The sequence below is a fragment of the Pseudomonas sp. JUb52 genome (assembly GCF_004341115.1).
In the GTDB taxonomy this organism is placed as follows: Bacteria; Pseudomonadota; Gammaproteobacteria; order Pseudomonadales; family Pseudomonadaceae; genus Chryseomonas; species Chryseomonas oryzihabitans.
Genome location: NZ_SLYS01000005.1, coordinates 258,936 through 283,703 on the forward strand (window position 1 = coordinate 258,936; position 24,768 = coordinate 283,703).

24 protein-coding genes are annotated in these 24,768 nt (G+C 66.5%); 16 read left to right on the forward strand and 8 right to left on the reverse strand.

Going from position 1 to position 24,768, the window contains the following annotated elements:
* The first annotated feature begins 42 nt into the window (after nt 1–42).
* On the forward strand, nt 43–984 hold the full coding sequence (glsB, locus tag EC839_RS11065; RefSeq protein ID WP_007162698.1) for a glutaminase B: 942 nt from the start codon (nt 43–45) through the stop codon (nt 982–984).
* Between the two features lie 139 nt (nt 985–1,123).
* Here glsB and EC839_RS11070 read toward each other — a convergent pair whose 3' ends face one another.
* The 3 genes from EC839_RS11070 to EC839_RS11080 form a co-directional block, all read right to left on the reverse strand.
* Complete coding sequence (locus EC839_RS11070; RefSeq protein WP_007162697.1) at nt 1,124–2,008, reverse strand: hypothetical protein; 885 nt, start codon at nt 2,006–2,008, stop codon at nt 1,124–1,126.
* Between the two features lie 84 nt (nt 2,009–2,092).
* A complete protein-coding gene (gene cls, locus EC839_RS11075) occupies nt 2,093–3,532 on the reverse strand; it encodes a cardiolipin synthase (RefSeq protein ID WP_007162696.1) in 1,440 nt (479 codons plus the stop codon).
* A 28-nt stretch (nt 3,533–3,560) separates the two neighbouring features.
* Nucleotides 3,561–4,691: a class I SAM-dependent methyltransferase gene (locus tag EC839_RS11080; protein WP_007162695.1), complete on the reverse strand. Its 1,131-nt coding sequence runs from the start codon at nt 4,689–4,691 to the stop codon at nt 3,561–3,563.
* Nucleotides 4,692–4,763: 72 nt separating this feature from the next.
* On the opposite strand from EC839_RS11080, the gene EC839_RS11085 reads away from it, so the two are divergent.
* Together EC839_RS11085 and EC839_RS11090 are read left to right on the forward strand one after the other, a co-directional pair.
* The gene (locus EC839_RS11085) at nt 4,764–5,540 is read left to right on the forward strand and encodes a ferredoxin--NADP reductase (RefSeq protein ID WP_007162694.1); all 777 of its coding nucleotides are present in this window, start codon (nt 4,764–4,766) and stop codon (nt 5,538–5,540) included.
* 232 nt (nt 5,541–5,772) lie between these two features.
* Complete coding sequence (locus tag EC839_RS11090) at nt 5,773–7,326, forward strand: TerC family protein (RefSeq protein ID WP_007162693.1); 1,554 nt, start codon at nt 5,773–5,775, stop codon at nt 7,324–7,326.
* A gap of 22 nt (nt 7,327–7,348) precedes the next feature.
* Here EC839_RS11090 and mscL read toward each other — a convergent pair whose 3' ends face one another.
* Nucleotides 7,349–7,798, reverse strand: coding sequence for a large-conductance mechanosensitive channel protein MscL (mscL, locus tag EC839_RS11095; RefSeq protein WP_132832549.1), 450 nt, complete (start codon nt 7,796–7,798; stop codon nt 7,349–7,351).
* 226 nt (nt 7,799–8,024) lie between these two features.
* Here mscL and EC839_RS11100 point away from each other — a divergent pair, with 226 nt between their 5' ends.
* The 5 genes from EC839_RS11100 (at nt 8,025) to EC839_RS11120 (ending at nt 11,264) form a co-directional block, all read left to right on the forward strand.
* On the forward strand, nt 8,025–8,264 hold the full coding sequence (locus EC839_RS11100) for a YdcH family protein (RefSeq protein ID WP_007162691.1): 240 nt from the start codon (nt 8,025–8,027) through the stop codon (nt 8,262–8,264).
* A gap of 94 nt (nt 8,265–8,358) precedes the next feature.
* Complete coding sequence (locus tag EC839_RS11105; protein WP_007162690.1) at nt 8,359–8,568, forward strand: hypothetical protein; 210 nt, start codon at nt 8,359–8,361, stop codon at nt 8,566–8,568.
* Between the two features lie 151 nt (nt 8,569–8,719).
* Nucleotides 8,720–8,989, forward strand: a complete 270-nt coding sequence (locus EC839_RS11110; protein ID WP_007162689.1) for a hypothetical protein — start codon at nt 8,720–8,722, stop codon at nt 8,987–8,989.
* 117 nt (nt 8,990–9,106) lie between these two features.
* Entirely contained in the window at nt 9,107–10,468 is a 1,362-nt protein-coding gene (gene radA / locus EC839_RS11115) for a DNA repair protein RadA (RefSeq protein ID WP_007162688.1), read from the forward strand.
* A gap of 85 nt (nt 10,469–10,553) precedes the next feature.
* A complete protein-coding gene (locus EC839_RS11120; protein ID WP_100169012.1) occupies nt 10,554–11,264 on the forward strand; it encodes a copper resistance protein B in 711 nt (236 codons plus the stop codon).
* 411 nt (nt 11,265–11,675) lie between these two features.
* On the opposite strand, the gene EC839_RS11125 is transcribed toward EC839_RS11120, so the two are convergent.
* From EC839_RS11125 to EC839_RS11135, 3 genes are all read right to left on the reverse strand, one after another.
* Nucleotides 11,676–12,041, reverse strand: coding sequence for a PilZ domain-containing protein (locus tag EC839_RS11125; protein ID WP_007162686.1), 366 nt, complete (start codon nt 12,039–12,041; stop codon nt 11,676–11,678).
* A gap of 147 nt (nt 12,042–12,188) precedes the next feature.
* The gene (locus EC839_RS11130; protein WP_132832550.1) at nt 12,189–12,827 is read right to left on the reverse strand and encodes a response regulator transcription factor; all 639 of its coding nucleotides are present in this window, start codon (nt 12,825–12,827) and stop codon (nt 12,189–12,191) included.
* Complete coding sequence (locus EC839_RS11135) at nt 12,824–14,197, reverse strand: cache domain-containing protein (protein WP_007162684.1); 1,374 nt, start codon at nt 14,195–14,197, stop codon at nt 12,824–12,826. Before EC839_RS11135 ends, EC839_RS11130 begins: the two co-directional genes overlap by 4 nt.
* A 165-nt stretch (nt 14,198–14,362) precedes the next feature.
* Between EC839_RS11135 and EC839_RS11140 the strand changes: the two genes are divergently transcribed.
* The 4 genes from EC839_RS11140 to EC839_RS11155 all read left to right on the forward strand — a co-directional run bounded on the left by EC839_RS11140 (nt 14,363) and on the right by EC839_RS11155 (nt 18,083).
* A complete protein-coding gene (locus EC839_RS11140) occupies nt 14,363–16,420 on the forward strand; it encodes a carbon starvation CstA family protein (RefSeq protein ID WP_039976389.1) in 2,058 nt (685 codons plus the stop codon).
* A 12-nt stretch (nt 16,421–16,432) separates the two neighbouring features.
* A complete protein-coding gene (locus tag EC839_RS11145) occupies nt 16,433–16,636 on the forward strand; it encodes a YbdD/YjiX family protein (protein WP_007162682.1) in 204 nt (67 codons plus the stop codon).
* 59 nt (nt 16,637–16,695) lie between these two features.
* Nucleotides 16,696–17,688 carry a GTPase gene (gene yjiA / locus EC839_RS11150; protein ID WP_007162681.1) on the forward strand — a complete coding sequence of 331 codons (993 nt, stop codon included), beginning with the start codon at nt 16,696–16,698 and terminating at the stop codon, nt 17,686–17,688.
* A gap of 215 nt (nt 17,689–17,903) precedes the next feature.
* On the forward strand, nt 17,904–18,083 hold the full coding sequence (locus EC839_RS11155; protein WP_007162680.1) for a hypothetical protein: 180 nt from the start codon (nt 17,904–17,906) through the stop codon (nt 18,081–18,083).
* Here the strand turns inward: EC839_RS11155 and EC839_RS11160 are convergent.
* The gene (locus EC839_RS11160) at nt 18,080–18,556 is read right to left on the reverse strand and encodes a DciA family protein (protein WP_007162679.1); all 477 of its coding nucleotides are present in this window, start codon (nt 18,554–18,556) and stop codon (nt 18,080–18,082) included. The genes EC839_RS11155 and EC839_RS11160 overlap by 4 nt on opposite strands.
* Before the next feature lie 234 nt (nt 18,557–18,790).
* Here EC839_RS11160 and secA point away from each other — a divergent pair, with 234 nt between their 5' ends.
* The 4 genes from secA to EC839_RS11180 all read left to right on the forward strand — a co-directional run bounded on the left by secA (nt 18,791) and on the right by EC839_RS11180 (nt 24,603).
* Entirely contained in the window at nt 18,791–21,532 is a 2,742-nt protein-coding gene (secA, locus tag EC839_RS11165; protein WP_007162678.1) for a preprotein translocase subunit SecA, read from the forward strand.
* Nucleotides 21,533–21,720: 188 nt separating this feature from the next.
* Nucleotides 21,721–22,938, forward strand: coding sequence for a bifunctional glutamate N-acetyltransferase/amino-acid acetyltransferase ArgJ (argJ, locus tag EC839_RS11170; RefSeq protein ID WP_007162677.1), 1,218 nt, complete (start codon nt 21,721–21,723; stop codon nt 22,936–22,938).
* 82 nt (nt 22,939–23,020) lie between these two features.
* Nucleotides 23,021–23,659: a glutathione S-transferase family protein gene (locus EC839_RS11175; RefSeq protein WP_007162676.1), complete on the forward strand. Its 639-nt coding sequence runs from the start codon at nt 23,021–23,023 to the stop codon at nt 23,657–23,659.
* Entirely contained in the window at nt 23,656–24,603 is a 948-nt protein-coding gene (locus EC839_RS11180) for a Nudix family hydrolase (protein ID WP_007162675.1), read from the forward strand. Before EC839_RS11175 ends, EC839_RS11180 begins: the two co-directional genes overlap by 4 nt.
* Nucleotides 24,604–24,768: the final 165 nt, after the last annotated feature.

Sequence of the window (24,768 nt, forward strand, 5' to 3'; positions counted from 1 at the left end):
GCGGCCCCTACACTTGGCGCCCCCGCCCGTTTCGGAATTGTCATGGCAGAGCCCTTCGACCGCCAATTGCTGCAACCCCTGCTCGACCGTATCGCCGCCGCCGCGCCGCGCCATTTCGGCGACGGCGAGGTGGCCGACTACATCCCGGCCCTGGCCGAGGTGGCGCCGGATCAGTTCGGCATCGCCGTCTGCGACGTCAACGGCCAGGTCTGGCGCGCCGGGGCGGCCGACACGGCCTTTTCCATCCAGTCGATCTCCAAGGTGCTCAACCTGGTGATCGCCATGCAGCGCCTGGACGAGCCGGACATCTGGACCCGCGTCGGCCGCGAGCCCTCCGGCCATGCCTTCAACTCCATGGCCCAGCTGGAAGAAGAGAAGGGCGTGCCGCGCAATCCCTTCATCAATGCCGGCGCCGTGCAGGTCTGCGAATTGCTGGTGTCGCGCATCATGTCGATCCACTGGATGATGCGCGAACAGGCGCGCCGTCTGGCCGGCAATCCGGCGATCAACTTCGACGACCGCGTGGCCCGCTCGGAGATGGACCACAAGGCGCGCAACGCCGCCCTGGCCTATCTGATGAAGGCTTACGGCAACCTGCACAGCGAGGTCGATGACGTTCTCGACGTCTATTTCCACGGCTGCGCCCTGGCCATGAGCTGCGTCGACGTGGCCCGTGCCTTCGCCTTTCTCGCCAACGGCGGCATCAATCCCCAGGATGGCCAGGCCGTGGTGACGCCCCAGCAGACCCGCCAGCTCAACGCCTTGCTGCTGACCTGCGGTCTCTACGATGCCGCAGGCGACTTCGCCTGGCGCGTCGGCCTGCCGGGCAAGAGCGGGGTAGGGGGCGGCATCGTCGCCATCGTGCCGGGGCAGATGAGCATCTGCGTCTGGTCGCCCCGGCTGGACAGCTACGGCAACTCGGTGGCCGGCCTGCGCGCCCTGGAGACCCTGGTGGAGGGGCTGGGCGTGGCGCCGCTGGGCTAAGAAGCTATTCACGATCTGCTGCGCGTCGGCCAAACGGCGTTGAAAAGCCCTTCGGAATGCTCATTTACGCCGAGTAAACTCCGCTTCCTCAGGTCTTTTCGCCTTGTTTGGCTCTAGCTCGCGAGATCGTGAACAGCTTCTAATAGGCCATGGACAGGCTGAGGGTCACCTGGGGCACCACGCCGTCGGTCTCGCCCTCCGGACCGCTCAACTCGCGCAGGGCGCCGTCGCGATAGAGCGCCAGGGCTTCGGCGCGAGCGCTCCAGCGCGTCTCGCCCCAGCGAAAGGGCTGCTCCAGCGCCAGCCCGGTGCGGGCATAGAGGCGATCGCCGGAATCCGGTCCATAGAAGCCGTTCCAGCCCACCCCCAGGGCACTGGGGAAACTTAGGCGCAGGCCACTGGCCGAGAGGTCCAGTCCGGGTTCCAGGCTGCCCTGGGTGTAGAGACCGCTGTCGCCCTGGGTGCGGGTGGTCACCGCCAGCCCCGGACGCCAGGCGCCTAGGCCCGACTCGGCCTGATAGGCCAGGGTCAGGCTGGCTTCCTGAGTGGTCGCGGCGACGTCGTTGGGGCTGCTCTTTACCGTGTAGACGAAGCCGACCCTCAGGCCCTCGGCCGGTGACACCACCAGGCCCAGCAGGTTGTTGCTCTCGTACCAGCGCCGCGGGCTGACCCGCTCCTCGCTGGACGGGCTATGCAGGCCGTTGCTGCTGCTGAACACCAGCCAGGCATCGGCATTGCCGTCGCTTCCCTGGTGCAGATCCAGGGCGAAGCCCGCCTGGAGGTGCAGCGGGACGCGGTCGAGGCTGGCCGCGTCGTCATCGTAGTTGCCGCGGGAAAAGTCGCCGTTGCGCACGTCCATGCCCAATTGCGGATGGAAGCGCCCGGAGTTTTCGCTGACCTCCACGCTGCCCAGGGCGGCGTCTTCGCTTTCGATGGAGGGCACGCTGCGCGGCGCGGCGGTGGCCGTCAGGGCCAGACCACCTGCCAGCAGGCAGACGCAACGCAGGGGCGATGGGGATGGCATGGCGGGCGACTCCAGGGCGCGGGGCGCTCCGGGCACGGCGCCATTGCGTATCGGACCGGGCCGTCGCAGAGCGGGTTCCGGCCCCTAGAGCACCGGCGAAAACACCCGCGCCACCCGCATGGCCACTCGCCGCCAGCGGCGCAGGGCGGCGTTGTCCTCGGGGGTGAGTTCGCGGGAGCGACTGAAGTCCTGCTCCAGCATCTTGCGCACTTCCCAGGCGAAGGGCACGTCCATCACCATCACCATGACCTCGAAGTTGAGGCGGAAGGAGCGGTTGTCCAGGTTGGCGCTGCCCACCGCGGCCACGTCCTCGTCGATCAGCACCACCTTCTGATGCAAGAAGCCCGGGCCGTAGCGGAACACCCGTACCCCGGCATGCACCGCTTCGAAGGCATAGAGATAGGAGGCGGCATAGACCACCTTGTGGTCCGGTCGCGAGGGCAGCAGGATGCGCACGTCCACCCCGCGCAGGGCGGCCAGGCGCAGGGCCGCCGAAACGGCTTCGTCGGGAATGAAGTAGGGGGTGGTGATCCAGACGCGGTGGCGCGCCGAGTGGATGGCCTCGACAAAGAACAGCGAGCAGGTCTCCTGATCGTCCGCCGGCCCGCTGGGCACCACCTGGCAGAGCACGCCGCCCTCTTCGTAGCGCTCCGGCAGCAGCAGGGTGGGCAGCTTTCTGGTCACCCAGTACCAGTCCTGGGCAAAGGTCTCCTGCAGGGTGGCCAGGGCCGGACCGCGCAATTCCAGGTGGGTATCGCGCCAGGGCGCCAGGGGCGGCTTGAGGCCCATGTATTCGTCGCCGACGTTGAGCCCGCCGGTAAAGCCCACCTCGCCATCGACGATGACGATCTTGCGGTGGTTGCGGAAGTTGACCTGAAACCTGTTGATCAGCCCGCGTCTGTTGCTGAAGCCCTTCACCTCGCAACCGGCCTCGCGCAGCTTTTCCACATAGGCGCGCGGCAGGGCATGGCTGCCGATGGCGTCGTACAGCAGAAAGACCTGGACCCCAGCGCGGGCGCGGTCCAGCAGGGTGTTCTGCAGGGCCAGGCCCAGGGCGTCGTCGTGGATGATGAAGAACTGCACCAGCACCACCTTCTGCGCCCCGCGGATGGCCGCGAGGATGGCGGCGAAGGTCTCCTCGCCGTTGATCAGCAGCCGCACCTGGTTGTTGGCGACGCAAGGCGTGCCGGTGAGGGCGGTCATGGCCTTGAGCTTCCGATTGGCCGCGCTGCACTGCTGGGCGGCCATGGCCTCGGCGATCCAGGGCCGCCAGTCCAGTTCGGCGGCCTGGCGCGCCATCTCCTCGTCGGCCTGACGCCGCGCCTTCACATAGCTGTCGAAGCGCCGCCGGCCGAATACCAGATAGGGAATCAGGCTGAGGAAGGGCATGAACACCAGGGCCATGGCCCAGGCCATGGCGCCCTGGGCGGTACGCACCGTGATGATGGCGTGGATCGCCGCGCTGATGCCGATCAGTTCGAGGACCAGGGCGATGTAGTGGAGATCGAGGGGCAGGGAAGGCACGCGGGCAGCTCTCGCTCCTGGGTGGATGTCAGAGGGGTTGGACCGCCCTGAGCACCACGAATTTCGGCGTGGCCGCGATCTGTTCGACACGCCTGAACAGCCGCTTGAGCTTGACGTGATAACCCAGGTGGCGATTGCCCACCAGCCAGAGTTCGCCCTGCTCGGTCAGCGCCGCCCGCGCCTGCTGGAACATGCGCCAGGCGAGGAAATCCCCCACCACCTGCTGCTGGTGAAAGGGCGGATTGCACAGGATCAGCTCCAGCGACCGCGGCGGCTGGTCGGCGAGGCCGTCGGCCGCGCGGATCGCCACCGGTCGCTCGCCGAAGGCCGCGCTCCAGTTCTCCCTCGCCGACTGCACCGCCATGTAGGACTCGTCCACCAGGGTGAATTGCGCCTCCGGATTGGCCAGGGCGCAGGCCAGCGCCAGCACGCCGTTGCCGCAGCCGAGATCGGCCACCCGGGCCTGGCCCAGGTCCTGGGGCAGGTGTGGGAGGAAGGCACGGGTGCCGATGTCCAGGCCCTCGCGGCAGAAGACGTTGGCATGGTTGACCAGGGTCAGTGGCGGCGCATCCAGGCGATAGCGACTCGGGTAGGGCGAGGCCACCGCCGCTCGCGCCTCGGGCGTGGCGAAGAGCAGCCGCGCCTTCTTTACCGCCAGCGAAGCCTGCACCGGGCCGATATGCCGCTCCAGCAGGTCGCCGGCGGCGCGTGGCAGGTGCTTGATCATGCCGGCGGCGATCACCCGGGCACCCGGCGCCAGCTGGCCGTGCAGGCGGATCAGTTGCTCTTCCAGCAACGCCAGGGTCTTGGGCACCCGCACCAGCACCAGGTCGAAGGGACCGCTGATCGCCTCGCTGGCCGGGACGAAGGTCACCGCCTCGGCGGCGAGGCCGTTGCGCGCCAGGTTGGCCGCCAGCGCCAGGGCCGCCAGGTGCGAGTCGCCACTGGAGGTCACCCGGGCATGGCCGGCAAGGCTGGCGGCCAGGGCGCCGAAGCCGTCGTTGAGCACCAGCACCCGAGCGGATGGCGCCAGGCCATCCGCGGCGACCTGCTGCAGCAGGTATTCGTCGGCGGCGTCGAAGGCCTGCAGGGGATCGTCGCGGCGCGGGGGCTGACGGTCGAGTTCGAGGGTGGCGAAGGGCGAGACGAGAGAAGGCATGGTTTCTGTCGGTGTTTATCGGCGGCTCACTGCGGGACAATGGCGCCAAGCAATCGGGAAAAAGAGGCCAGTATGACCGCCACCGAAGACAAGTTCACCCGCGAGACGATCACCGCCGTCTGGCCCTGGAGCGACAACCTCTTCAGTCTGAGGACCACGCGCGATGCGCGCTATCGCTTTCGCGCCGGCCAGTTCGCCCGGCTGGGCGTGCGCAAGGCCGATGGCGACATCGTCTGGCGGGCCTACTCCATGGTCTCGGCGCCCCACGATGACTTCCTCGAATTCTTTTCCATCGTGGTGCCGGGTGGCGCCTTCACCAGCGAACTGAGCCGCCTGCGCAAGGGCGACGAACTGCTGGTGGAAAAGCAGCCCTATGGCTATCTCACCCTGGAGCGCTTCGGTGGCGGTCGTGATCTCTGGTTGCTGGCCACCGGCACCGGCCTCGCGCCCTTCCTGTCGATGCTGCAGGAACCCGATACCTGGGAACGCTTCGAGCGCATCGTGCTGGTCTACAGCGTGCGCGAAGCCCGCGACCTGGCCTACCAGGAGGTCATCCGCGGGTACGGCGAGGTGGAGCACCTCGAAGGCCTCACCGACCGCCTGGTCTATGTCCCCGTGGTCACCCGCGAGGATCATCCCGGCGCCCTGCGTGGCCGCATCACCACCCTGATCGAGAACGGCGAGCTGGAACGCGCCGCCGGCGTCGAACTCTCGCCCGAGCACTCGCGCATCCTCATCTGCGGCAATCCGGAGATGGTCGACGACACCCGCCAGCTGCTCAAGACCCGTGATCTGCAGCTGGCCCTGAGTCGCCGACCCGGGCAGGTGGCGGTGGAAAACTACTGGTAACAGGGGCCACCACCGGCGTCTTTACGTTTTCTTCACAATTGGAAAAGGTTGGGCCTTTAGCTTTGGCCCCGCCTTGCTCTAGGATCGGAAATTCCAAGGCTACTTTCCGAGTCCCGATGAGCAGTGACAGATCCGAGCCGCCCCCGGCCCCCTGGCCAGGTGCGGCTGACACCCCCTCCCGCTCTACCCCCTCCGTGGCCGTTCGGCCCCTTCAGACGGAGGTCCGCTGCTGATGGAATGGATCGCCGATCCCACCGCCTGGTTGGGACTTCTCACCCTGATCGTCCTGGAAATCGTCCTGGGCATCGACAACCTGGTCTTCATCGCCATCCTCGCCGACAAGCTGCCGCCCGCGCAGCGTGACAAGGCACGGGTCATCGGCCTGTCGCTGGCGCTGATCATGCGCCTGGGCCTGCTGGCCAGCATTTCCTGGATGGTGACCCTTACCGAACCGTTGTTCGAGGTCTTCGGCAAGGCCTTCTCCGGTCGCGACCTCATCATGTTGTTCGGCGGTATCTTCCTGCTGTTCAAGGCCACCACCGAACTGCACGAGCGCATCGAGGGCCATACCCACAAGACCGGTGGCAGCCGCGCCTACGCCGCCTTCTGGCCGGTGGTCGCGCAGATCGTGGTGCTCGACGCCGTGTTCTCGCTGGACGCCGTCATCACCGCCGTGGGCATGGTCGAGCACCTGAGCGTGATGATGATCGCCGTGATCATCTCCATCGGCCTGATGCTGGTGGCGAGCAAGCCGTTGACCGCCTTCGTCAACGCCCACCCCACGGTGATCATGCTGTGCCTGGGCTTCCTGATGATGATCGGTCTGAGCCTGACCGCCGAAGGCCTGGGCTTTCACATTCCCAAGGGCTACCTCTATGCCGCCATCGGCTTCTCGATCCTCATCGAGCTGGCCAACCAGGTGGTGCGCTGGAAGCGCAAGCGGCAGCTGCACGAGCGCCTCGGCATGCGCGCCCGTACCTCCCAGGCGGTACTGCGCCTGCTGGGTGGCCGCCTGCGTGAAGACGAGGTGGACGAGGACATCGCCGAGCTGATGGAAGGCGAGAAGGGCGAAGGCCCGGTCTTCGATCGTCGTGAGCGGCTGATGATCAGTGGCGTGCTGCAACTGGGTGAGCGCCCGGTGCGCACGGTGATGACCGCCCGCGCCGACGTCGACATCCTCGATGCCGACGCCGCTCCGGAACGGCTGCGCGAGCAGTTGCTGGCCTCGGCCCACTCGCGCCTGCCGCTGGTGGTCAACGGCAACATCGACGAGCCCCTGGGCTACATCCACAAGAAGGAGCTGTTCGCCGACATCCTGCAAGGCCAGTCGCCGGATCTGCGTGCCCGGGTACGCACCCCCATCCATCTGCCGGCCCAGGCCACGGTGCTGGGCGCCCTGGAACAACTGCGCGCCGCCTCGACCCATGTGGCCTTCGTGGTCAATGAATTCGGCGGCTTCGAAGGTCTGCTGACCCTCACCGACATCCTTGAGGCCATCGCCGGCGAATTGCCGGACGCCAGCGAGGAGAGCCTGCCGGAATTGGAAAAGGTGGAGAACGGCTACCGGGCCAGCGGTGGCCTGAATCTGCATCCCCTGGCCCAGCGCACCGGTTTCCAGATTCCGGAAAACGAGGACTACCAGACCCTGGGCGGGCTGGTGGTGGACCTCTTGGGACGCCTGCCGACGGTGGGTGATCGTCTCGAATACCAGGGCTGGCAACTGACGGTCGAGTCGGTGAAGGATCGGCGGATCGGCTGGATCCGCCTGGAGCGACCCGCCTCCTAGCGAGGCGGGTTCAGCGAAGGCCTTACAGCGGGTTGATCGGCGGTTCCTGCTTCACCACGGGAACCTCGGTCGCCTTGCTGTTCTGCTCCTTGAGCAGGTCGCGGATCTCGGTCAGCAGCACCTGATCCTTGGTCGGGCCGGAGGGTGCAGCGTCCTGGTGCAGGCGCAGACGGTTGAGCACCTTGATCGCCATGAAGATGGCGAAGGCGATGATCACGAAGTCGAAGATGGTCTGCAGGAATTTGCCGTAGGACATGACCACGGCTGGCTGGTCACCCACGGCGGCCCTCAGGGTGATCGCCAGTTGCGAGAAATCCACACCCCCCAGCAACAGACCCAGCGGCGGCGTGACGATATCGGCCACGAAGGACGACACGATCTTGCCGAAAGCCGCGCCCAGGATGATGCCGACCGCCAGGTCGACCACGTTGCCTCTCATGGCGAATTTCTTGAACTCGGCAATGATGCTCATGCTGCACTCCTTTGGATGGTTTCGAAGAGACGATAGACGATTGTGCTCGCTTCGCTCGGGTTTGGAACCTTGCTGAGGGTCTCCAGGTTCCCCGGAAGCGGCAAATCGCCGCGCGATCGGCAACTGGTCGCGGCTGTCGCACTTTGTCGAAGGGGCCGGGTCCACCCTTGTACGCCGAGGGCTGCAACCCTCGCGACCTCTACCTCTCGCCCTCAAGGAGCCCCTGATGGTTGCCAAACACGACCTGCACAAAGACTTTCCCGAGTACGCCGAGCAGCTGGACAGCCGTCCGCAGACCGATGCGGCCTTCGCCAAGCTGCTGGAAGACTACGCCAAGCTCGACCAGCAGATCCTCGATCTGGAAGAAGTGGAAGAATCCAGTGGCGACGAGGAACTGGGTCGCCTGCGCCGCGAGCGCGTCCTGCTCAAGGACAAGATCGCTCAGCAGCTGAAATACCCGTCCTAGCCGTACCGGGCTCGACCGGCGGGGTCGAGCCCTACCTGGCGCGATTGGCAAGAGCCGCTGGCGTTGCCATCATGGCCTCCCAGGAGAGGAGCCGATGACCGACGAAGTGGCGATGTACCAGCAGTGGCACCTGTGGATCACCGAGGCGGCCGTGGAAGCCCAGCGCCGTCGCGTGCAGCTCGAATTCGCCGAATACAGCCGGTTGCTGGCCGACCTGCAACTGCTCGAACAGCAGCGCTGGCAACAGGCGTTGCCGGTCTGGTTGCGTGGCGAGGCGGAAATGGTGTCGACGCTCAAGCACTAGCGCCTGATCGGCGAATCCCCCCCTGCAGAGCCTGATGACAGAGCGATGAACGACCAGCGGTGCCCGGCGGTCAATGGGTTACCCCAGGCTACTTTCGCGGGGTGAGCGAGGTTTATCCGGCCTACCTGGCCCTCTCAACGAGGATGTCCCCATGAAGCGTACCGCCCTGATCGCCCTGATGATGTTTGCCGCCGCCCCCGTATTCGCCAAGGATCTGTGCGCGGTCCAGTTGCAGAAGCTGGACGATGCCAGCAAGATGAAGACCAACATGATCGGCCCGGGCAGTTCCCAGGCCCAGCAGATCGCCGAATTCCGCAAGAACGCCATGGCTGCCCAGAAAGCCGGCGACGAGAAGAAGTGCATCGCTCAGGCCAACCAGGCCCTGACCATGCTGCGTCAGCCGGGTGGCGAGGGCAACTAAGGCTCAAGCCCGCAGTTCAGAAAGGCGCGCTCCCCCCGGGGAATGCGCCTTTTTACTGTCTATGCATCCAGTCGTGTTATGCTGGACGTCTTCCCTTCTCGACTGGAGAATTCCGCCATGGCCAAGGCCAAGCGTCTCTACGGCTGCACCGAATGCGGCGCTACCTTTCCCAAGTGGGCGGGCCAGTGCGGTGAGTGCGGCGCCTGGAACACCCTGGTGGAAACCGTCGTCGAGACCTCCGCCGTCCCTTCCGGACGCGCCGGCTGGGCCGGAGCCCAGGCGACCATCAAGACCCTAGCCGAGGTCAGCGTCGAGGAAACCCCGCGCTTCACCACCGACTCCACCGAACTCGACCGGGTGCTGGGTGGCGGCCTGGTGGATGGCTCCGTGGTGCTGATCGGCGGCGATCCCGGCATCGGCAAGTCCACCATCCTCTTGCAGACCCTCTGCCACCTGGCTGCGCGCATGCCGGCGCTCTATGTCACCGGCGAGGAATCCCAGCAGCAGGTGGCCATGCGCGCCCGCCGCTTGGGCCTGCCGGAAGACAAACTCAAGGTCATGACCGAGACCTGCATCGAGTCCATCGTCGCCACCGCCCGCCAGGAGAAGCCGCGGGTCATGGTGATCGACTCCATCCAGACCATCTTCACCGAGCAGCTGCAGTCCGCGCCCGGCGGCGTGGCCCAGGTACGCGAGAGTGCGGCCCTGCTGGTGCGTTTCGCCAAGCAGACCGGTACCGCCATCTTTCTGGTCGGCCACGTCACCAAGGAAGGCGCCCTGGCCGGACCGCGGGTTCTGGAGCACATGGTCGACACCGTGCTCTATTTCGAAGGCGAATCCGACGGCCGTCTGCGCATGCTGCGAGCGGTCAAGAACCGCTTTGGCGCGGTCAACGAACTGGGCGTGTTCGGCATGACCGACAAGGGTCTCAAGGAGGTCTCCAACCCCTCGGCGATCTTTCTCAACCGCGCCCAGGAGGCAGTCGCCGGTAGCGTGGTGATGGCGACCTGGGAAGGCTCGCGGCCCATGCTGGTGGAGGTGCAGGCACTGGTGGACACCAGTCATCTGGCCAATCCGCGGCGGGTCACCGTAGGCCTGGACCAGAATCGCCTGGCCATGCTGCTGGCGGTGCTGCACCGCCACGGCAGCATTCCCACCTACGATCAGGACGTCTTCATCAACGTGGTCGGCGGGGTCAAGGTGCTGGAGACGGCGGTGGACCTGGCGCTGATGTCGGCGGTGATCTCCAGCCTGAGGGACCGCGCCCTGCCGCACGACCTGCTGGTGTTCGGCGAGATCGGCCTGTCTGGTGAGATCCGCCCGGTGCCCAGTGGCCAGGAACGGCTCAAGGAGGCGGCCAAGCACGGCTTCAAGCGGGCTATCGTGCCCAAGGGCAATGCGCCCAAGGACCCGCCATCCGGCTTGCAGGTGGTCGCGGTGACGCGTCTGGAGCAGGCGCTGGATGCCCTGTTCGAATAGCCCTGGGCGGCTTTTGTAATATTTTTTAAAACTCTCGGCGGGGCAGGGTGGTCTATCAGGCGCTTCCATGACCCTGGATACCGCCATGTCTCGTCTGCTCCCGCTTTCCGTATTCCTTGCCGGCTTCGCCACCAGTGCCCTGGTCCAGGCCGCCGATCCCAGCAGCTCCGCACCGGCCAGTCTGGAGGTGGATCAGCTGGAGTGGCAGCACGCCGACGAAGGCAGCGTCTTCAACTGGGATCTGGAAGGCTGGGCCCTGGGCGGCGGCGCCAATCGCCTGGATTTCCGCAGCCAGGGCGAGCGTACCAACGGCCACACCGAGCAGGCCGAGGTGCAGGCGCTCTGGGGGCGCGCCCTGGCCAAGGGCTGGGGCAGCGTGGCCGGCATCCGCCAGGATTTCAAACCCGGCTCGCCGCAGACCTGGGCCGCCCTGGGCATCCAGGAACACGATCCCGAGGATCTCGACATCGAGATCACCGCCTTCTTCGGCGAAAACAACCAGACCGCCCTGCGCCTGGAGGCCGAATACGACTGGGCCCTGACCCAGCGGCTGATCCTCCAGCCCCATACCGAACTCAATTTTTACGGCCGCAACGACGAATCCCGTGGCCAGGGCGCCGGTTTCGCCGAAAGCGAAGCCGGGCTGCGCCTGAGATACCAGGTGACCCCGGAGGTCGCGCCCTATGTCGGGGTGTCCTGGAACGCCACCCACGGCAACACCGCCGCCATGGCGCGGGAAGAGGGCGAAGACACCCACGACGCGCGGTTGGTCGTAGGTCTGCATCTGGAGTTCTAGGCTCGGTCCTACGGAAGACTTCGCCCTTCGCTTCGGACAGGCGCCCTCGCTCAGGCGGTAGGCAGAGGTGACCCGGCTGTTCTATCGCGGCCACGGGCCGTTCCTGCAGCGCTTTCCGTGTACCTGTAGGAGCGATCGCTACGGCGCACCGGCATGGCCGCGATAGAGATCAAGCAGAACAGTAGCGTGGAAAACGGCGTAGCCTTTTCCACTGGGCCTTCGTGGCGAGGGACACCCTCACCCCAACCCTCTCCCGAGGGGAGAGGGGGCTATCCGTGCAGGTGTTCATCTCCATCGGCTTCAAGATCGCGATCAGCTGTCTGCCTACACCTGTAGGAGCACCCCGTGACCGCGATAAGGTGCAATCAGCACAGACGATAAAGCGCTAGCCAGTACCGTCGATCCCAAGACCTAGGGCGTACCCAGCGCCGCCAACTCGCGTTCCAGCAGGGTCTCGTCGCCCAGGTTCAGCTCCACCAGGCGGCGCAGGTGGCTGATGGAATCCAGGTCGATCTGGCGGCAGGCGAAGGCCAGCTGTTCCGGGGTTTCCCGTACCAGCTCCACGTCCATGCTCACCTGGGTCTCGTCGTTCAGCAGGATGCGCAGTTGATAGGCCGCGCTGGGCTGGGCCGACCACTCGGCAGGCCGCGCCAGCAGCACGCCCTTGAGCGAGATGTCGTCCACGGGCGCCGCCCACTGGCGCTCACCCTGGTGCAACTGGGCAGGGGCATCGAAGGTGAAGCGGGTAAAGCGGCGACGCTCGTTGGTGTCGTTCATGGAAGGGCTTCCTGAGGTTTCCTGATCACTGTAGACGACCGTGGCCGTCCCGTATCGACTGCGCCTGGAAGGGTAGCCGGCGGCGGCCAGTGGGGCCAGGACGAGAGGGCTCATTGGTCGCCAGGGGGCGAGCAGCGGCCCAATTCGTCAGACGTTGGACGTGCCCTCCGGGCGCCAGCCGTACTCGCGCGCATGACGGACCAGATCGGCCGGCTTCTGGATGTCCAGCTTGCGACGGATGCTCAGGCGGTGGGTCTCCACCGTGCGCACGCTGAGTCCCAGCTGCTGGGCCATGGTCTTGTTGTTGAGGCCCTGGGCCATGAGCAGCAGCACCTGGCGCTCCCGGGGGGTGAGGTCGCCGTCACTGGCGCCCCCTTCGCCCAGGCGGGCGGCGATGGCGCTGCTGTAGAAGCGCCCGCCGACCGCCAGGGCTTCCACCGCGGCGATGATCTCCTCGGACGGCGCGTCCTTGATCACATAGCCGGCCGCGCCGACCCGCAACGAGGTGCTCACGTATTCACGATTGTCGTACATGCTCAGGATCAGCACCCGGGCGCGCGGGGCGCGTTCGGCGATCAGGGCGGTCAGCTCCAGGCCGTTGATGTCCTTGAGGCCGATGTCCACCAGCAGGATGTCCGGATCGAGGCGCGCCAGCAGGTCGAGGGCTTCCGCGCCACTGCCGGCCTCGCCGACCACGACGAAGCGCTCGATGGTGCCCAGCAGCGCCCGCACCCCGGCGCGGACCAGGGCATGGTCGTCGACCAAGAGGATGCGGATGGGCGTCATGTCGGGCTTTCCTCGTCGGCCGGGAGGTCCGAGCGTAGCAGAACCACGTCCAGGGTCGTGCCGCCGGGGCCGGACTGGATGGCGCAGCGACCGCCGAACAGCTCCACCCGCTCGCGGATGTTGCGCAGGCCGATGCCGCCGCTGAGGCGTTCCACCTGGCCGGTATCGAAGCCGCGGCCGTCGTCGTGCACGGTCAGGCAGATCCAGCGCCCGCGCCGCTGCAGGTCGATGACGACCTTGCGCGCCGCCGCGTGGCGCTCGATGTTGGTCAGGGCCTCCTGGACGATGCGGAACAGGGCGACGTCCATGTCGCCGCCGGCGGTGCTGTCGTCCAGGGTCTGCCGATAGTCCACGTCCAGGCCGCTGCGCTGGCGGAATTCCTCCACCAGCTGGCCGAGCGCCGCGGGCAGGCCAAGGGTATCCAACAGGGAAGGGTGCAGGTCGTGGGAGATGCGGCGGATCTCGCCGATGGCGGCGGCCAGACGCTGGGTGCCTTCGCGCAGGGTCTCGCCGGCGCTGGGCTTGCCGGTCCCCAGTTCGCGGCTGGCCAGTTCGAACTGGAACTTGATGGACACCAGCAACTGGCTGATGCCGTCGTGCAGCTCCCGCGACAGTCGCGATCTTTCCTCTTCCTGGGAGGTGATGAGTCTCTGGGTCAGCTGCTTGAGCTTGCGATCGGCCAGGCGGTGCTCGCTGACGTTGAGCGTCAGGCCGCCGGCGAACACCAGCAGCACCGCCACCAGGGCCACCCCGGCGCTGGCCAGCAGGGTGGTGCGGATGCCGGCGGCCACGTCGTGGCGCACCTGGGCGAGGGCGGCGTCCACGTCGTCCAGGTAGAGGCCGGTGCCCAGCACCCAGCCCCAGCGCTGCAGCTGGGTCACGTAGGCGAGCTTTTCCGCCATCTGGCCGCTGGAGGGCTTCTGCCAGCCATAGCGCTGGAAGCCGTCGCCCTGACTGGCACTGCGCAGCAGCGCCTGGATCACCAGCAGGCCGTTGCCGTCGGTGAGTTGCCAGAGATCCTGGCCGACCAGTTCGGGCTGGCGCGGATGCATGAGATTGCGGCCATGCTGGTCGTAGACGAAGAAGTAGCCGTCGCTGCCGAAGTTCAGGCTGGCCAGCAGCGCCAGTACCCTGGCCTTGGTCTCTTCGTCGTCGCGACCGCTGCCGTACAGCGGCTGGATGGCACTGACGCCCATCTCCACATAGTTGCGCAACTCGGTCTTCTTGCTGCCGAGGATGCTGTGTTCGAGCAGCCGCGCCTGCTGCTCGCCCAGGCGCTGGCTCTGTTCCAGGACCACCAGGCAGACCGCGGCCACCGCCAGCAGCAGCGGCAGGAGTCCGAGGGCGACCATCTTGTATTTGAGCTGCATCGGCACCTGTCCGGGCGGGCGGCTACGTAGAACTACGTAGCGGGCCTTGGGTAGTTCTGCGAATTTCGCTGTCGCGTCGAGCCGCCGATAGTAATATGGCTCCGCTGTGGGCTCTCACAATAACAAGTATCGCCGCGGCCACCGGTGCGCGGCAGGAGAACAAGCATGACCCGAATGGCCAGCCATCTTGCCTGGTTCGCCGTTGCCGTACTGGGCGCCTTCGCGCTGGGTACCGTGGCGCTGAGTCGAGGCGAAGCGATCAACGCCCTCTGGATCGTGGTCGCCGCCGTGGCGATCTACCTCGTTGCCTACCGCTACTACAGCCTGTTCATCGCCACCAAGGTGATGGGCCTGGACGCCAAGAGAGCCACGCCCGCCGTGCTCAACAACGACGGCCTGGACTACGTCCCCACCAACAAGCACATCCTCTTCGGCCACCACTTCGCCGCCATCGCCGGCGCCGGTCCGCTGGTAGGCCCGGTGCTCGCCGCCCAGATGGGCTATCTGCCCGGCACCCTCTGGCTGATCGCCGGGGTGGTCTTCGCCGGTGCGGTGCAGGACTTCATGATCCTGTTCCTCTCCACCCGCCGCAACGGCCGCTCCCTGGGCGACATGGTGCGCGAGGAGATGGGGCGCATCCCCGGCACCATCGCCCTGTTCGGCTGCTTCCTGATCATGATCATCATCCTCGCGGTGCTGGCGCTGATCGTGGTCAAGGCCCTGGCCGAGAGCCCGTGGGGCATGTTCACGGTGATCGCCACCCTGCCGATCGCCATGTTCATGGGCGTCTACATGAGATACATCCGCCCCGGGCGCATCGGCGAGATCTCGCTGATCGGCGTGGTACTGCTGCTGGCTTCCATCTGGGTGGGTGGCCTGGTCGCCGCCGATCCGGTCTGGGGTCCGGCCTTCACCTTCACCGGCGTGCAGATCACCTGGATGCTGATCGGCTACGGCTTCGTCGCCGCCGTGCTGCCGGTCTGGTTGGTGCTGGCCCCGCGTGACTACCTGTCCACCTTCCTCAAGATCGGCACCATCATCGCCCTGGCCATCGGCATCCTGGTGACCATGCCGATGCTCAAGATGCCGGCCCTGACCCAGTTCGTCGACGGCACCGGTCCGGTGTGGAAGGGCACCCTGTTCCCCTTCCTGTTCATCACCATCGCCTGTGGCGCGGTGTCCGGCTTCCATGCCCTGATCAGCTCGGGCACCACGCCCAAGCTGATCGCCAAGGAAACCCATGCCCGCTACATCGGCTACGGCGCCATGCTGATGGAGTCCTTTGTCGCCATCATGGCCATGGTCGCCGCCTCGGTGATCGAGCCGGGCGTCTACTTCGCCATGAACAGCCCGGCCGCCGTGGTCGGCGCCGACGTGGTGTCGGTGGCCGCCAAGATCAGCACCTGGGGCTTCGTGGTGACGCCCGAGATGCTGCAGGCCACCGCCACCGAGATCGGCGAGCACACCATCCTGGCCCGTGCCGGTGGTGCGCCGACCCTGGCGGTGGGCATCGCCCAGATCATGCACAACGTGCTGCCGGGCGAAAACACCATGGCCTTCTGGTACCACTTCGCCATCCTGTTCGAGGCGCTGTTCATCCTGACCGCGGTGGACGCCGGCACCCGCGCCGGACGCTTCATGCTGCAGGACCTGCTGGGCAGCTTCGTACCGGCGCTGAAGCGCACCGACTCCTGGACCGCCAACGTCATCGGCACCGCCGGTTGCGTCGCCCTCTGGGGCTGGCTGCTGTATCAGGGCGTGGTCGATCCGCTGGGCGGCATCAACACCCTCTGGCCGCTGTTCGGCATCTCCAACCAGATGCTCGCCGGTATCGCCCTGATGCTGGGCTCGGTGGTGCTGATCAAGATGAAGCGCCAGCGCTATGTCTGGGTGACCCTGGTGCCGGCCGTCTGGCTGCTGATCTGCACCACCACCGCCAGCCTGATCAAGCTGTTCGATTCCAATCCGGCGGTCGGCTTCCTGGCCCTGGCCAAGAAGTACAGCACCGCCATGGCCCAGGGCCAGGTGATCGCCCCGGCCAAGAGCATGGAGCAGATGCAGCACATCGTCTTCAACGCCTACACCAACGCCACCCTCTCGGTGCTGTTCCTGGTGGTGGTGATGAGCATCCTGTTCTTTTCCATCAAGGTCGGTCGCGCCGCCCTGGCCAAGCCCGAGCGCAGCGACCGCGAGACCCCGTTCCAGCCGGCCACGGGCGTTTAAAGGAGAATCCCTATGTTCAATGACCTGGGTCGCATGGGTAAGTACCTGGGGCAGGCCGCCAAGATGCTGGTGGGCATGCCCGACTACGACACCTATGTTGAGCACATGCGCGGCAAGCACCCGGACCAGCCGGTGATGAGCTACGAAGCCTTCTTCCGCGAGCGCCAGGAAGCGCGCTACGGTGGCGGCAAGTCCGGCGCCATCCGCTGCTGCTGACCCCAGGGTCTCCTCCAGGCCGGGCCTCAAGCCCGGCCTCTTTCTGTCTGGAGTGTTCTATGCACGAACCCATCCCCGTCACCGTCCTGACCGGCTTTCTCGGCGCCGGCAAGACCACCCTGCTCAGGCACATCCTGCAGGCCGAGCACGGCCTCAAGATCGCCGTGATCGAAAACGAATTCAGCGCCCTCGACGTCGACGGCGAATTGCTGGAAGACGCGGGCGCGGTACAACTGATGAAGGTCGCCAACGGCTGCGTCTGCTGCACCGGCAGCAAGGACCTGGCCTATGCCCTGACCGTGCTGCTGGAGCGGCTGGACAGCGGCGAGCTGGATTTCGAGCGCCTGGTGGTGGAATGCACCGGTCTCGCCGATCCCGGTCCGGTGGCCCAGACCTTCTTTACCGACGACCTGCTGCGCGAGCGCTATTTGCTCGACGGGGTGCTGACCCTGGTGGACGCCGTCCATGCCAGCGAGCAACTGAGCGATCCGCTGCTGCAGGCGCAGATCGGTTTCGCCGACCGCCTGCTGCTGACCAAGCTCGACCTGGCCGAGCCGGCCGCCGTCGAGGCGCTGGAGAATCGCCTGCAGCGCATCAACCGCCGTGCGCCCATCCGCCATGTCGATCACGGCCGCATCGAGCTGGCCGAATTGCTCGACATCCGCGGTTTCAACCTGCACGACGAAGACCTGGCGCCGCCCACGCTGTTTCGCCCGCTGCGCCCGGTGTCGGAAGCCGTCAGTCTCACCGAGCGCATCCAGTCCATCGCCATCCGCGAGTCGCGCCCCTACGACCAAGACAAGATCGGCAAGGTCATGGAGATGCTGCTCGACACCCTCGGCTGCGACCTGTTGCGCTACAAGGGGCTGCTCAACATCGCCGGCGAGGAGCGCCGCCTGCTGTTCCAGGGCGTGCAGCAGATCTATGCCGCCGACTGGGAGCGTGACTGGCTGGCCGACGAGGAGCGTGAGAGTCGCGTGGTGCTGATCGGCATGGACCTGCCGGAAGAGCGCATCCGCGCTGCCTTCGAGCGGGCGGTGGCACGGGCCTGAGGCGGGCTGGATCACCAGTCACTGGCCCAGGATGGGAAGCACCGCGGGGCGCAGAATCCCAGGGCGCCTTCGATACGGGCTTCAGCGATCCGGCGTCCGGCCATGCCTGAGCGCGGTATCGGCGCCAGTGAGGTGGCGTAGCGGCAACCCGGTCGATGACGCCGGACGAGGCGTAGCGCCACCGGACCAAATATCCCTTACCGAGGACGCTCTGCATGCTCCTGCTATGGCAAGCCCTGGCCACCGGTGGTCTGATCCTGCTGGGCGCATTGCTGATCGATCACCTGTTGCCGCACCGGGAGACGCGCGCGCGCCGCTGGTCGCGGCGTATCGCCCTGGTCGTCATGGGCGGTCTGGCCGGCATCGCCGGGCGGCTGTTGGTGGGCTGGCCCTAGGCGTCGCCGTCCGCGGCAGGCACCTTGGGCGCGGCGCGGCTGGCCAGGCGTTCCAGGGCCGCCTTGAGCTTGGGATCGCGGATGCCGGCGGCCACGTCGCGCAGGCTGTCGGCGCCCACCTGACTGACCTGGCGCACCGGTCGGACCCGGGTGGCGACGCCGGGACTCGGCTGCATCTTGAATTGCAGGCGCATCAGGCCGGCGAATTCCGGCGCCTGCTGCAGCAGCCTGAGCAGGCGGCGCTGCTGATAGCGCAGCCGCGTCGCCCAGTGGGCATCGTTGACCACCAGCAGCAGGGTGCCCTCGCGCCAGCTGGCCACCCGGCAGTGGGGGCGGGCAGCGGGTTGCAGCTGTTCTTCCAGCAACTGTTGCAGGCGCCCCAGTCGCTCGGCTTCGCGAAACAGCGACTTGAGCGGTTTGGCCTGGCGCAGCAGGGCAGCGGGAGCGACGGCGGAGAGAGGGCGAAAGGCCATGCGCAGGACTCGCGATGGGCGAAGAGAAGACGCCGATGGTAACAGATCGCTCTGGCGTCCTGGCGGCTGGGGGCCCGTCGTTCTTTCCTCATCGGCATTTCCGAGTAGAATGCCCGATTACCATCGCGGGACACCGCGGGTCTCAACCCCCGCGCCCAGGCGTCTGGCCAGGCTCTGCAGAGGCCTTGCCGCCCGTTTCGCTCCCCTCATTCCAGCGGAAGAATTCCAGTCGATATGTTTGCGCCTTTGTTGAAGAAATTCTTTGGAAGCAAGAACGAACGAGATGTCAAACGCCTAGGCAAGGTCGTGGTGGCCACCAATGCGTTGGAATCCCAGATTGCCTCCTTGAGCGACGAGCAACTGCGCGCCAAGACCGAGGAATTCAAGCAGCGCGTGGCCAAGGGCGAGTCCCTCGATGCCCTGATGCCGGAAGCCTTCGCCGTGGTCCGCGAGGCCGGCAAGCGCGTCATGGGCATGCGCCACTTCGACGTCCAGCTGATCGGTGGCGCGGCGCTGCACGAAGGCAAGATCGCCGAGATGCGCACCGGTGAGGGCAAGACCCTGGTGGGTACCCTGCCGGTCTACCTCAATGCTCTGTCCGGCAAGGGCGTCCACGTGGTCACGGTGAACGACTACCTGGCCCGCCGCGACGCCAACTGGATGCGGCCACTGTACGAATTCCTCGGCCTGTCGGTGGGCATCATCCTGCCGTTCCAGCCGCCGGAAGAGAAACGCGCCGCCTACGCCTCGGACATCACCTACGGCACCAACAACGAATTCGGCTTCGACTACCTGCGCGACAACATGGCCTTCAGCATGGCCGAGAAGTACCAGCGCGAGCTGAACTTCGCGGTGGTCGACGAGGTGGACTCCATCCTCATCGACGAAGCCCGGACTCCGCTGATCATCTCCGGTCAGGCCGAAGACAGCTCCGAGCTCTATCAGAAGATCAACCAGCTGATCCCGCGTCTGCAGCAGCACATCGAGGAAGAGGAAGGCAATCCGACCCAGGTCGGCCACTACACCATCGATGAAAAGACCCGCCAGGTGGAGATCACCGAGCTGGGTCACCAGTACATCGAGGAGATGCTCACCGAGGCCGGGCTGCTGGCCGAGGGCGAGAGCCTCTACTCGGCGCACAACCTGGGCCTGCTGACCCACGTGTTCGCCGGTCTGCGCGCCCACACCCTGTTTCATCGCAACGTCGAGTACATCGTCCAGCAGGACCAGGTGCTGCTGATCGACGAGCACACCGGCCGGACCATGCCGGGTCGCCGCCTTTCCGAAGGCCTGCACCAGGCCATCGAGGCCAAGGAAGGACTGCCGATCCAGCCCGAGAGCCAGACCCTGGCCTCGACCACCTTCCAGAACTACTTCCGCCTCTACAACAAGCTCGGTGGCATGACCGGTACCGCCGACACCGAGGCCTTCGAATTCCGCCAGATCTACAACCTCGACGTGCTGGTCATCCCGACCCACCGCGAGATCGCCCGTAAGGACTTCAACGACCTGGTCTACCTGACCCAGGCCGAGAAGTACCAGGCCATCATCGAGGACGTGAAGCAGTGCCAGGCTGAAGGCCGCCCGGTGCTGGTGGGTACCGCCTCCATCGAGAGCTCCGAGTACGTCGACCAGCTGCTGACCCAGGCCGGCATCGAGCACAAGGTGCTCAACGCCAAGTACCACGAACGCGAAGCCGAGATCATCGCCCAGGCCGGGCGTCCGGGCGCCGTGACCATCGCCACCAACATGGCCGGTCGTGGTACCGACATCCTGCTCGGCGGTAACTGGGAAGTGGAAGTCGCGGCCCTGGAGAATCCTTCCGAGGAGCAGATCGCCGCGATCAAGGCCGCCTGGCAGGCGCGCCACAAGCAGGTCATCGACGCCGGCGGCCTGCACGTGATCGCCTCCGAACGCCACGAATCCCGTCGGATCGACAACCAGCTGCGCGGCCGTGCCGGGCGCCAGGGCGACCCGGGTTCCAGCCGCTTCTACCTGTCGCTGGAAGACAGCCTGATGCGCATCTTTGCCTCCGACAGGGTGAAGAACTTCATGAAGGCCCTGGGCATGCAGGGCGGCGAGGCCATCGAGCACCGCATGGTCACCAACGCCATCGAAAAGGCGCAGCGCAAGGTCGAAGGCCGCAACTTCGACATCCGCAAGCAGCTGCTGGAATACGATGACGTGGCCAACGAGCAGCGCAAGGTGATCTATCACATGCGCGACACCCTGCTGGCCAACGAAGACGTCGGCGACACCATCAGGGGCTTCCGCGAGGAAACCCTGACCCAGGTGATCAACGAGCACATCCCGCCGCAATCGCTGCCCGAGCAGTGGGACATCCCCGGCCTGGAAGCCGAGCTGTACAGCGTCTTCGGTCTGCAACTGCCCATCGGCCAGTGGCTGGACGAAGACGACAAGCTGTACGAGGACACCCTGCGGGTGAAGATCCTCGAGCAGCTCGAAGCCGCCTACATGGAAAAGGAAGACCTCGCCGGTCGCGAGGCCCTGCGCAACTTCGAGAAGCAGATGCTGCTGCGGGTGGTCGACGACCTCTGGAAGGACCACCTCACCACCATGGACCACCTGCGCCACGGTATCCATCTGCGCGGCTACGCCCAGAAGAACCCCAAGCAGGAATACAAGCGCGAGTCCTTCACCCTGTTCCAGGAGCTGCTGGACAGCATCAAGCGCGACACCATCCGCGTCCTGTCCCACGTCCAGGTGCGTCGCGAAGATCCGGCCGAGGAAGAGGAGCGCATGCGCCGCGAGGCCGAGGCCATGGCCGAGCGCATGCAGTTCCAGCACGCCGAGGCGCCTTCGCTGGTCGATCCCGAGGTGCTCGAGGACGAGCAGGGCGAAGACACCGTGGTGCCCTTGCAGCCCCAGCGCAATGACCAGAAGATCGGTCGCAACGAGCCGTGCCCCTGTGGCTCCGGCAAGAAGTACAAGCAGTGCCACGGCAAGCTCGATTGAAGGCCTGCCCAGGCAGTCGAGGCGACGGCAACCTGTCGGCATAGCCGCCGACAGGTTGTAAACTCCACTCGCTAGGCTGTTTGCGCCCCTTGCCCCGGCTGGGCGAGGCGGGCGCTGGAAGGCTGCTTTCCACGCCGCGACCGGTTTTCCGCTCGCGGCGTTTCCTTTTCTTTCACTGGAGTTTTCCCATGGCTGTCGGTCTCGGTCCGCTCTCCACGCTGCACCCGGTTCCCGGTTTCGAACTCGGTATCGCCTCTGCCGGCATCAAGCGCCCCGGGCGCAAGGATGTGGTGGTGATGCGCTGTGCCGAAGGCTCCAGCGTGGCCGGGGTCTTTACCCTGAACGCCTTCTGCGCGGCCCCGGTGATCATTGCTCGTCAGCGCTTCGCCGGCCCCGTGCGTTACCTGTTGACCAACACCGGCAATGCCAACGCCGGCACCGGACAGCCCGGCCTGGCCGCGGCCGAGCGCACCACCAAGACCCTGGCGACCCTGGCCAGCGTCGGCGAGGAGGCGGTACTGCCGTTCTCCACCGGCGTGATCGGCGAACCGCTGCCGGTGGAAAAGATCGAAGCCGCGCTGCCGGCCGCCCTGGCCGACCTGGCCGAGGACAACTGGGCCGCCGCCGCCACCGGCATCATGACCACCGATACCCTGCCCAAGGGCGCCAGCCGCCAGTTCCAGGTGGACGGCACCACCGTCACAGTGACCGGCATCAGCAAGGGCGCCGGCATGATCAAGCCGAACATGGCGACCATGCTCGGCTATGTGGCCACCGACGCCAAGGTCGCGCGCGGTCTCTTGCAGGATCTGCTGGCCGACGCCGCCAATCGCTCCTTCAACCGCATCACCATCGACGGCGACACCTCCACCAACGACTGCTGCATGCTGGTGGCCACCGGTCAGGCGGCCATGGCGGAAATCACCCAGGCCAGCGGTGCGGCCTTCGAGCAACTGCGCGAGGCGGTGTTCGCGGTATTCGCCGAACTGGCCCAGGCCATCGTGCGTGACGGCGAGGGTGCCACCAAGTTCGTCACCGTGCAGGTCAATGGTGGTGGCAATGCCCAGGAATGCCTGGACGTCGGCTACGCCGTGGCCCATTCGCCGCTGATCAAGACCGCGCTGTTCGCCTCCGATCCCAACTGGGGGCGCATCCTCGCCGCCGTCGGCCGGGCCGGCGTGCCCCAGCTGGACGTCAGCCTGATCGACGTCTTCCTGGGTGGCGTGCAGATCTGCCAGCAGGGCGGTCGCGCGGCCACCTATACGGAAGAGCAGGGCGCGCGGGTCATGGCCCAGGCCGAGATCGAGATCCGCATCGAGCTGGGTCGCGGCAGCCACAGCGAGACCATCTGGACCACCGACCTCTCCCACGACTATGTGAAGATCAACGCCGAGTACCGTACCTGACGGCTACCCGACGCCTTGGCGTCCGCTCCGGCGGGCGCCTGCGGCGGTCCTCGCGGGCCGCATCGTTTCGAGGAATCCCCGCATGTCCCAGCTGCAACTCGTGATCGGCAACAAGAATTTCTCCTCCTGGTCGTTGCGGGCCTGGCTGGCCATAGAGCTTAGCGGCGCCGCCTTTGAAGAGGTGTCGATCCCGCTCTATGCGCCCAACAGCCGCGCCTTGCTCAAGGCCCAGTCGCCCACCGGCAAGGTGCCGGTGCTCAAGCTGGCCGAGGGCACCATCTGGGATTCCCTGGCCATCGTCGAATACCTCGCCGAGGCCTATCCCGACGCCGGGCTGTGGCCCGCCGAGACGCTGGCCCGCGCCCATGCCCGGGCGCTGTGCGCGGAGATGCACAGCGGCTTCCTGGCCCTGCGCCGCGAGCTGCCCATGGATCTGCGTCGCCGCCAGCGGTTGAAGTCGACCACCGCCGAGGCGGTGGAAGACATCCAGCGCATCCAGCGCCTGTGGCGCGAATGCCGCGAGCGCTACGGCCAGCAGGGTCCCTATCTGTTCGGCACCCCGACCATCGCCGATGCCTTCTATGCCCCGGTCGCCAGTCGCTTCCGCAGCTACGGGGTGGAACTGTCGGCCGAGGCGGCCGCCTATGTCGAAACCATCTACGCCTGGCCAGCCTTCCAGCGCTGGCTGGCGGAGGCCGAAGCCGAGGAGCAGAGCGCATGACTCGTCTGCATGTCGTCGCCGCGGTGATCCGCGACCCCCAGGGCCGGATCCTCATCGCCCAGCGCCCGGCGCACAAGCACCAGGGCGGTCTCTGGGAATTCCCCGGAGGCAAGGTCGAGGCCGGTGAGGCCCCGGCCGCGGCCCTGGCCCGCGAACTGGCCGAGGAGCTGGGCATCCAGGTCACAAGGGCGCGGCCGCTGCTACAGGTGCGCCACGACTATCCCGACCAGGCGGTACTGCTGGATGTCTGGCAGGTGGACGCCTTCACCGGTGACGCTCATGGCGCCGAAGGCCAGCCCTTGGCCTGGGTCGCGCCTCGCGAATTGGCCGACTACGACTTCCCGGCGGCCAACCGGCCCATCGTCCAGGCGGCGCGGCTGCCCGAGCGCTACCTCATCACCCCCGGCGAGCTGACCACTGCGGAATTGCTCAATGGCCTGCACCGGGCGCTGGACAGCGGCATCCGCCTGGTCCAGCTGCGCACGCCGGACAACTTCGATCCCCAGTACCGCGACCTGGCCGGCGATGTCCAGGGCCTCTGCACCGGCCGCGCCCAGTTGATGCTCAAGGGGCCGCTGGAGTGGCTGGGGGATTTTCCCGCGGCGGGCTGGCACCTGACCGCCGAGCAGTTGCGCCGCTATGCGCCCAATGGCCGGCCTTTTCCAGAGCACCGTCTGCTGGCGGCTTCCTGCCATGACGCCGAGGAACTGGCCCTGGCCCAGCAGATGGGCGTGGACTTCGTCACCCTGTCGCCGGTGATGCCCACCACGAGCCATCCCGGCGCCCCGACCCTGGGCTGGGTCAAGGCCCAGCAGCTGCTGGCCGACTGCAATCTGCCGGCCTATCTGCTCGGCGGGCTGGGCGAGGATGACCTCACCAGCGCCTGGCAGGCCGGCGCCCAGGGCGTGGCGGCGATCCGGGCGTTCTGGCCTGGGGGCGTTTGAGACAAATGGTGTAATCCAATCGCGGCCATGCCGGTGCGCCGTAGCGACCGCTCCTACAGGGGCACCGAACACCTGTAGGAGCGGCCGCATCGGCGGACCGCCATGGCCGCGATATCGGCACAAAAAAAGCCCGCCAACAGGCGGGCTTTTTTTATCCACGGAAAA

Bases quoted from the DNA above. Each gene is read 5' to 3' on its own strand.
- glsB (WP_007162698.1), top strand. From the start codon at position 43: ATGGCAGAGCCCTTCGACCGCCAATTGCTGCAACCCCTGCTCGACCGT.
- EC839_RS11070 (WP_007162697.1), bottom strand. From the start codon at position 2,008: ATGCCATCCCCATCGCCCCTGCGTTGCGTCTGCCTGCTGGCAGGTGGT.
- EC839_RS11080 (WP_007162695.1), bottom strand. From the start codon at position 4,691: ATGCCTTCTCTCGTCTCGCCCTTCGCCACCCTCGAACTCGACCGTCAG.
- EC839_RS11085 (WP_007162694.1), top strand. From the start codon at position 4,764: ATGACCGCCACCGAAGACAAGTTCACCCGCGAGACGATCACCGCCGTC.
- EC839_RS11090 (WP_007162693.1), top strand. From the start codon at position 5,773: ATGGAATGGATCGCCGATCCCACCGCCTGGTTGGGACTTCTCACCCTG.
- mscL (WP_132832549.1), bottom strand. From the start codon at position 7,798: ATGAGCATCATTGCCGAGTTCAAGAAATTCGCCATGAGAGGCAACGTG.
- EC839_RS11100 (WP_007162691.1), top strand. From the start codon at position 8,025: ATGGTTGCCAAACACGACCTGCACAAAGACTTTCCCGAGTACGCCGAG.
- EC839_RS11105 (WP_007162690.1), top strand. From the start codon at position 8,359: ATGACCGACGAAGTGGCGATGTACCAGCAGTGGCACCTGTGGATCACC.
- EC839_RS11110 (WP_007162689.1), top strand. From the start codon at position 8,720: ATGAAGCGTACCGCCCTGATCGCCCTGATGATGTTTGCCGCCGCCCCC.
- radA (WP_007162688.1), top strand. From the start codon at position 9,107: ATGGCCAAGGCCAAGCGTCTCTACGGCTGCACCGAATGCGGCGCTACC.
- EC839_RS11120 (WP_100169012.1), top strand. From the start codon at position 10,554: ATGTCTCGTCTGCTCCCGCTTTCCGTATTCCTTGCCGGCTTCGCCACC.
- EC839_RS11125 (WP_007162686.1), bottom strand. From the start codon at position 12,041: ATGAACGACACCAACGAGCGTCGCCGCTTTACCCGCTTCACCTTCGAT.
- EC839_RS11130 (WP_132832550.1), bottom strand. From the start codon at position 12,827: ATGACGCCCATCCGCATCCTCTTGGTCGACGACCATGCCCTGGTCCGC.
- EC839_RS11135 (WP_007162684.1), bottom strand. From the start codon at position 14,197: ATGCAGCTCAAATACAAGATGGTCGCCCTCGGACTCCTGCCGCTGCTG.
- EC839_RS11140 (WP_039976389.1), top strand. From the start codon at position 14,363: ATGACCCGAATGGCCAGCCATCTTGCCTGGTTCGCCGTTGCCGTACTG.
- EC839_RS11145 (WP_007162682.1), top strand. From the start codon at position 16,433: ATGTTCAATGACCTGGGTCGCATGGGTAAGTACCTGGGGCAGGCCGCC.
- yjiA (WP_007162681.1), top strand. From the start codon at position 16,696: ATGCACGAACCCATCCCCGTCACCGTCCTGACCGGCTTTCTCGGCGCC.
- EC839_RS11155 (WP_007162680.1), top strand. From the start codon at position 17,904: ATGCTCCTGCTATGGCAAGCCCTGGCCACCGGTGGTCTGATCCTGCTG.
- EC839_RS11160 (WP_007162679.1), bottom strand. From the start codon at position 18,556: ATGGCCTTTCGCCCTCTCTCCGCCGTCGCTCCCGCTGCCCTGCTGCGC.
- secA (WP_007162678.1), top strand. From the start codon at position 18,791: ATGTTTGCGCCTTTGTTGAAGAAATTCTTTGGAAGCAAGAACGAACGA.
- argJ (WP_007162677.1), top strand. From the start codon at position 21,721: ATGGCTGTCGGTCTCGGTCCGCTCTCCACGCTGCACCCGGTTCCCGGT.
- EC839_RS11175 (WP_007162676.1), top strand. From the start codon at position 23,021: ATGTCCCAGCTGCAACTCGTGATCGGCAACAAGAATTTCTCCTCCTGG.
- EC839_RS11180 (WP_007162675.1), top strand. From the start codon at position 23,656: ATGACTCGTCTGCATGTCGTCGCCGCGGTGATCCGCGACCCCCAGGGC.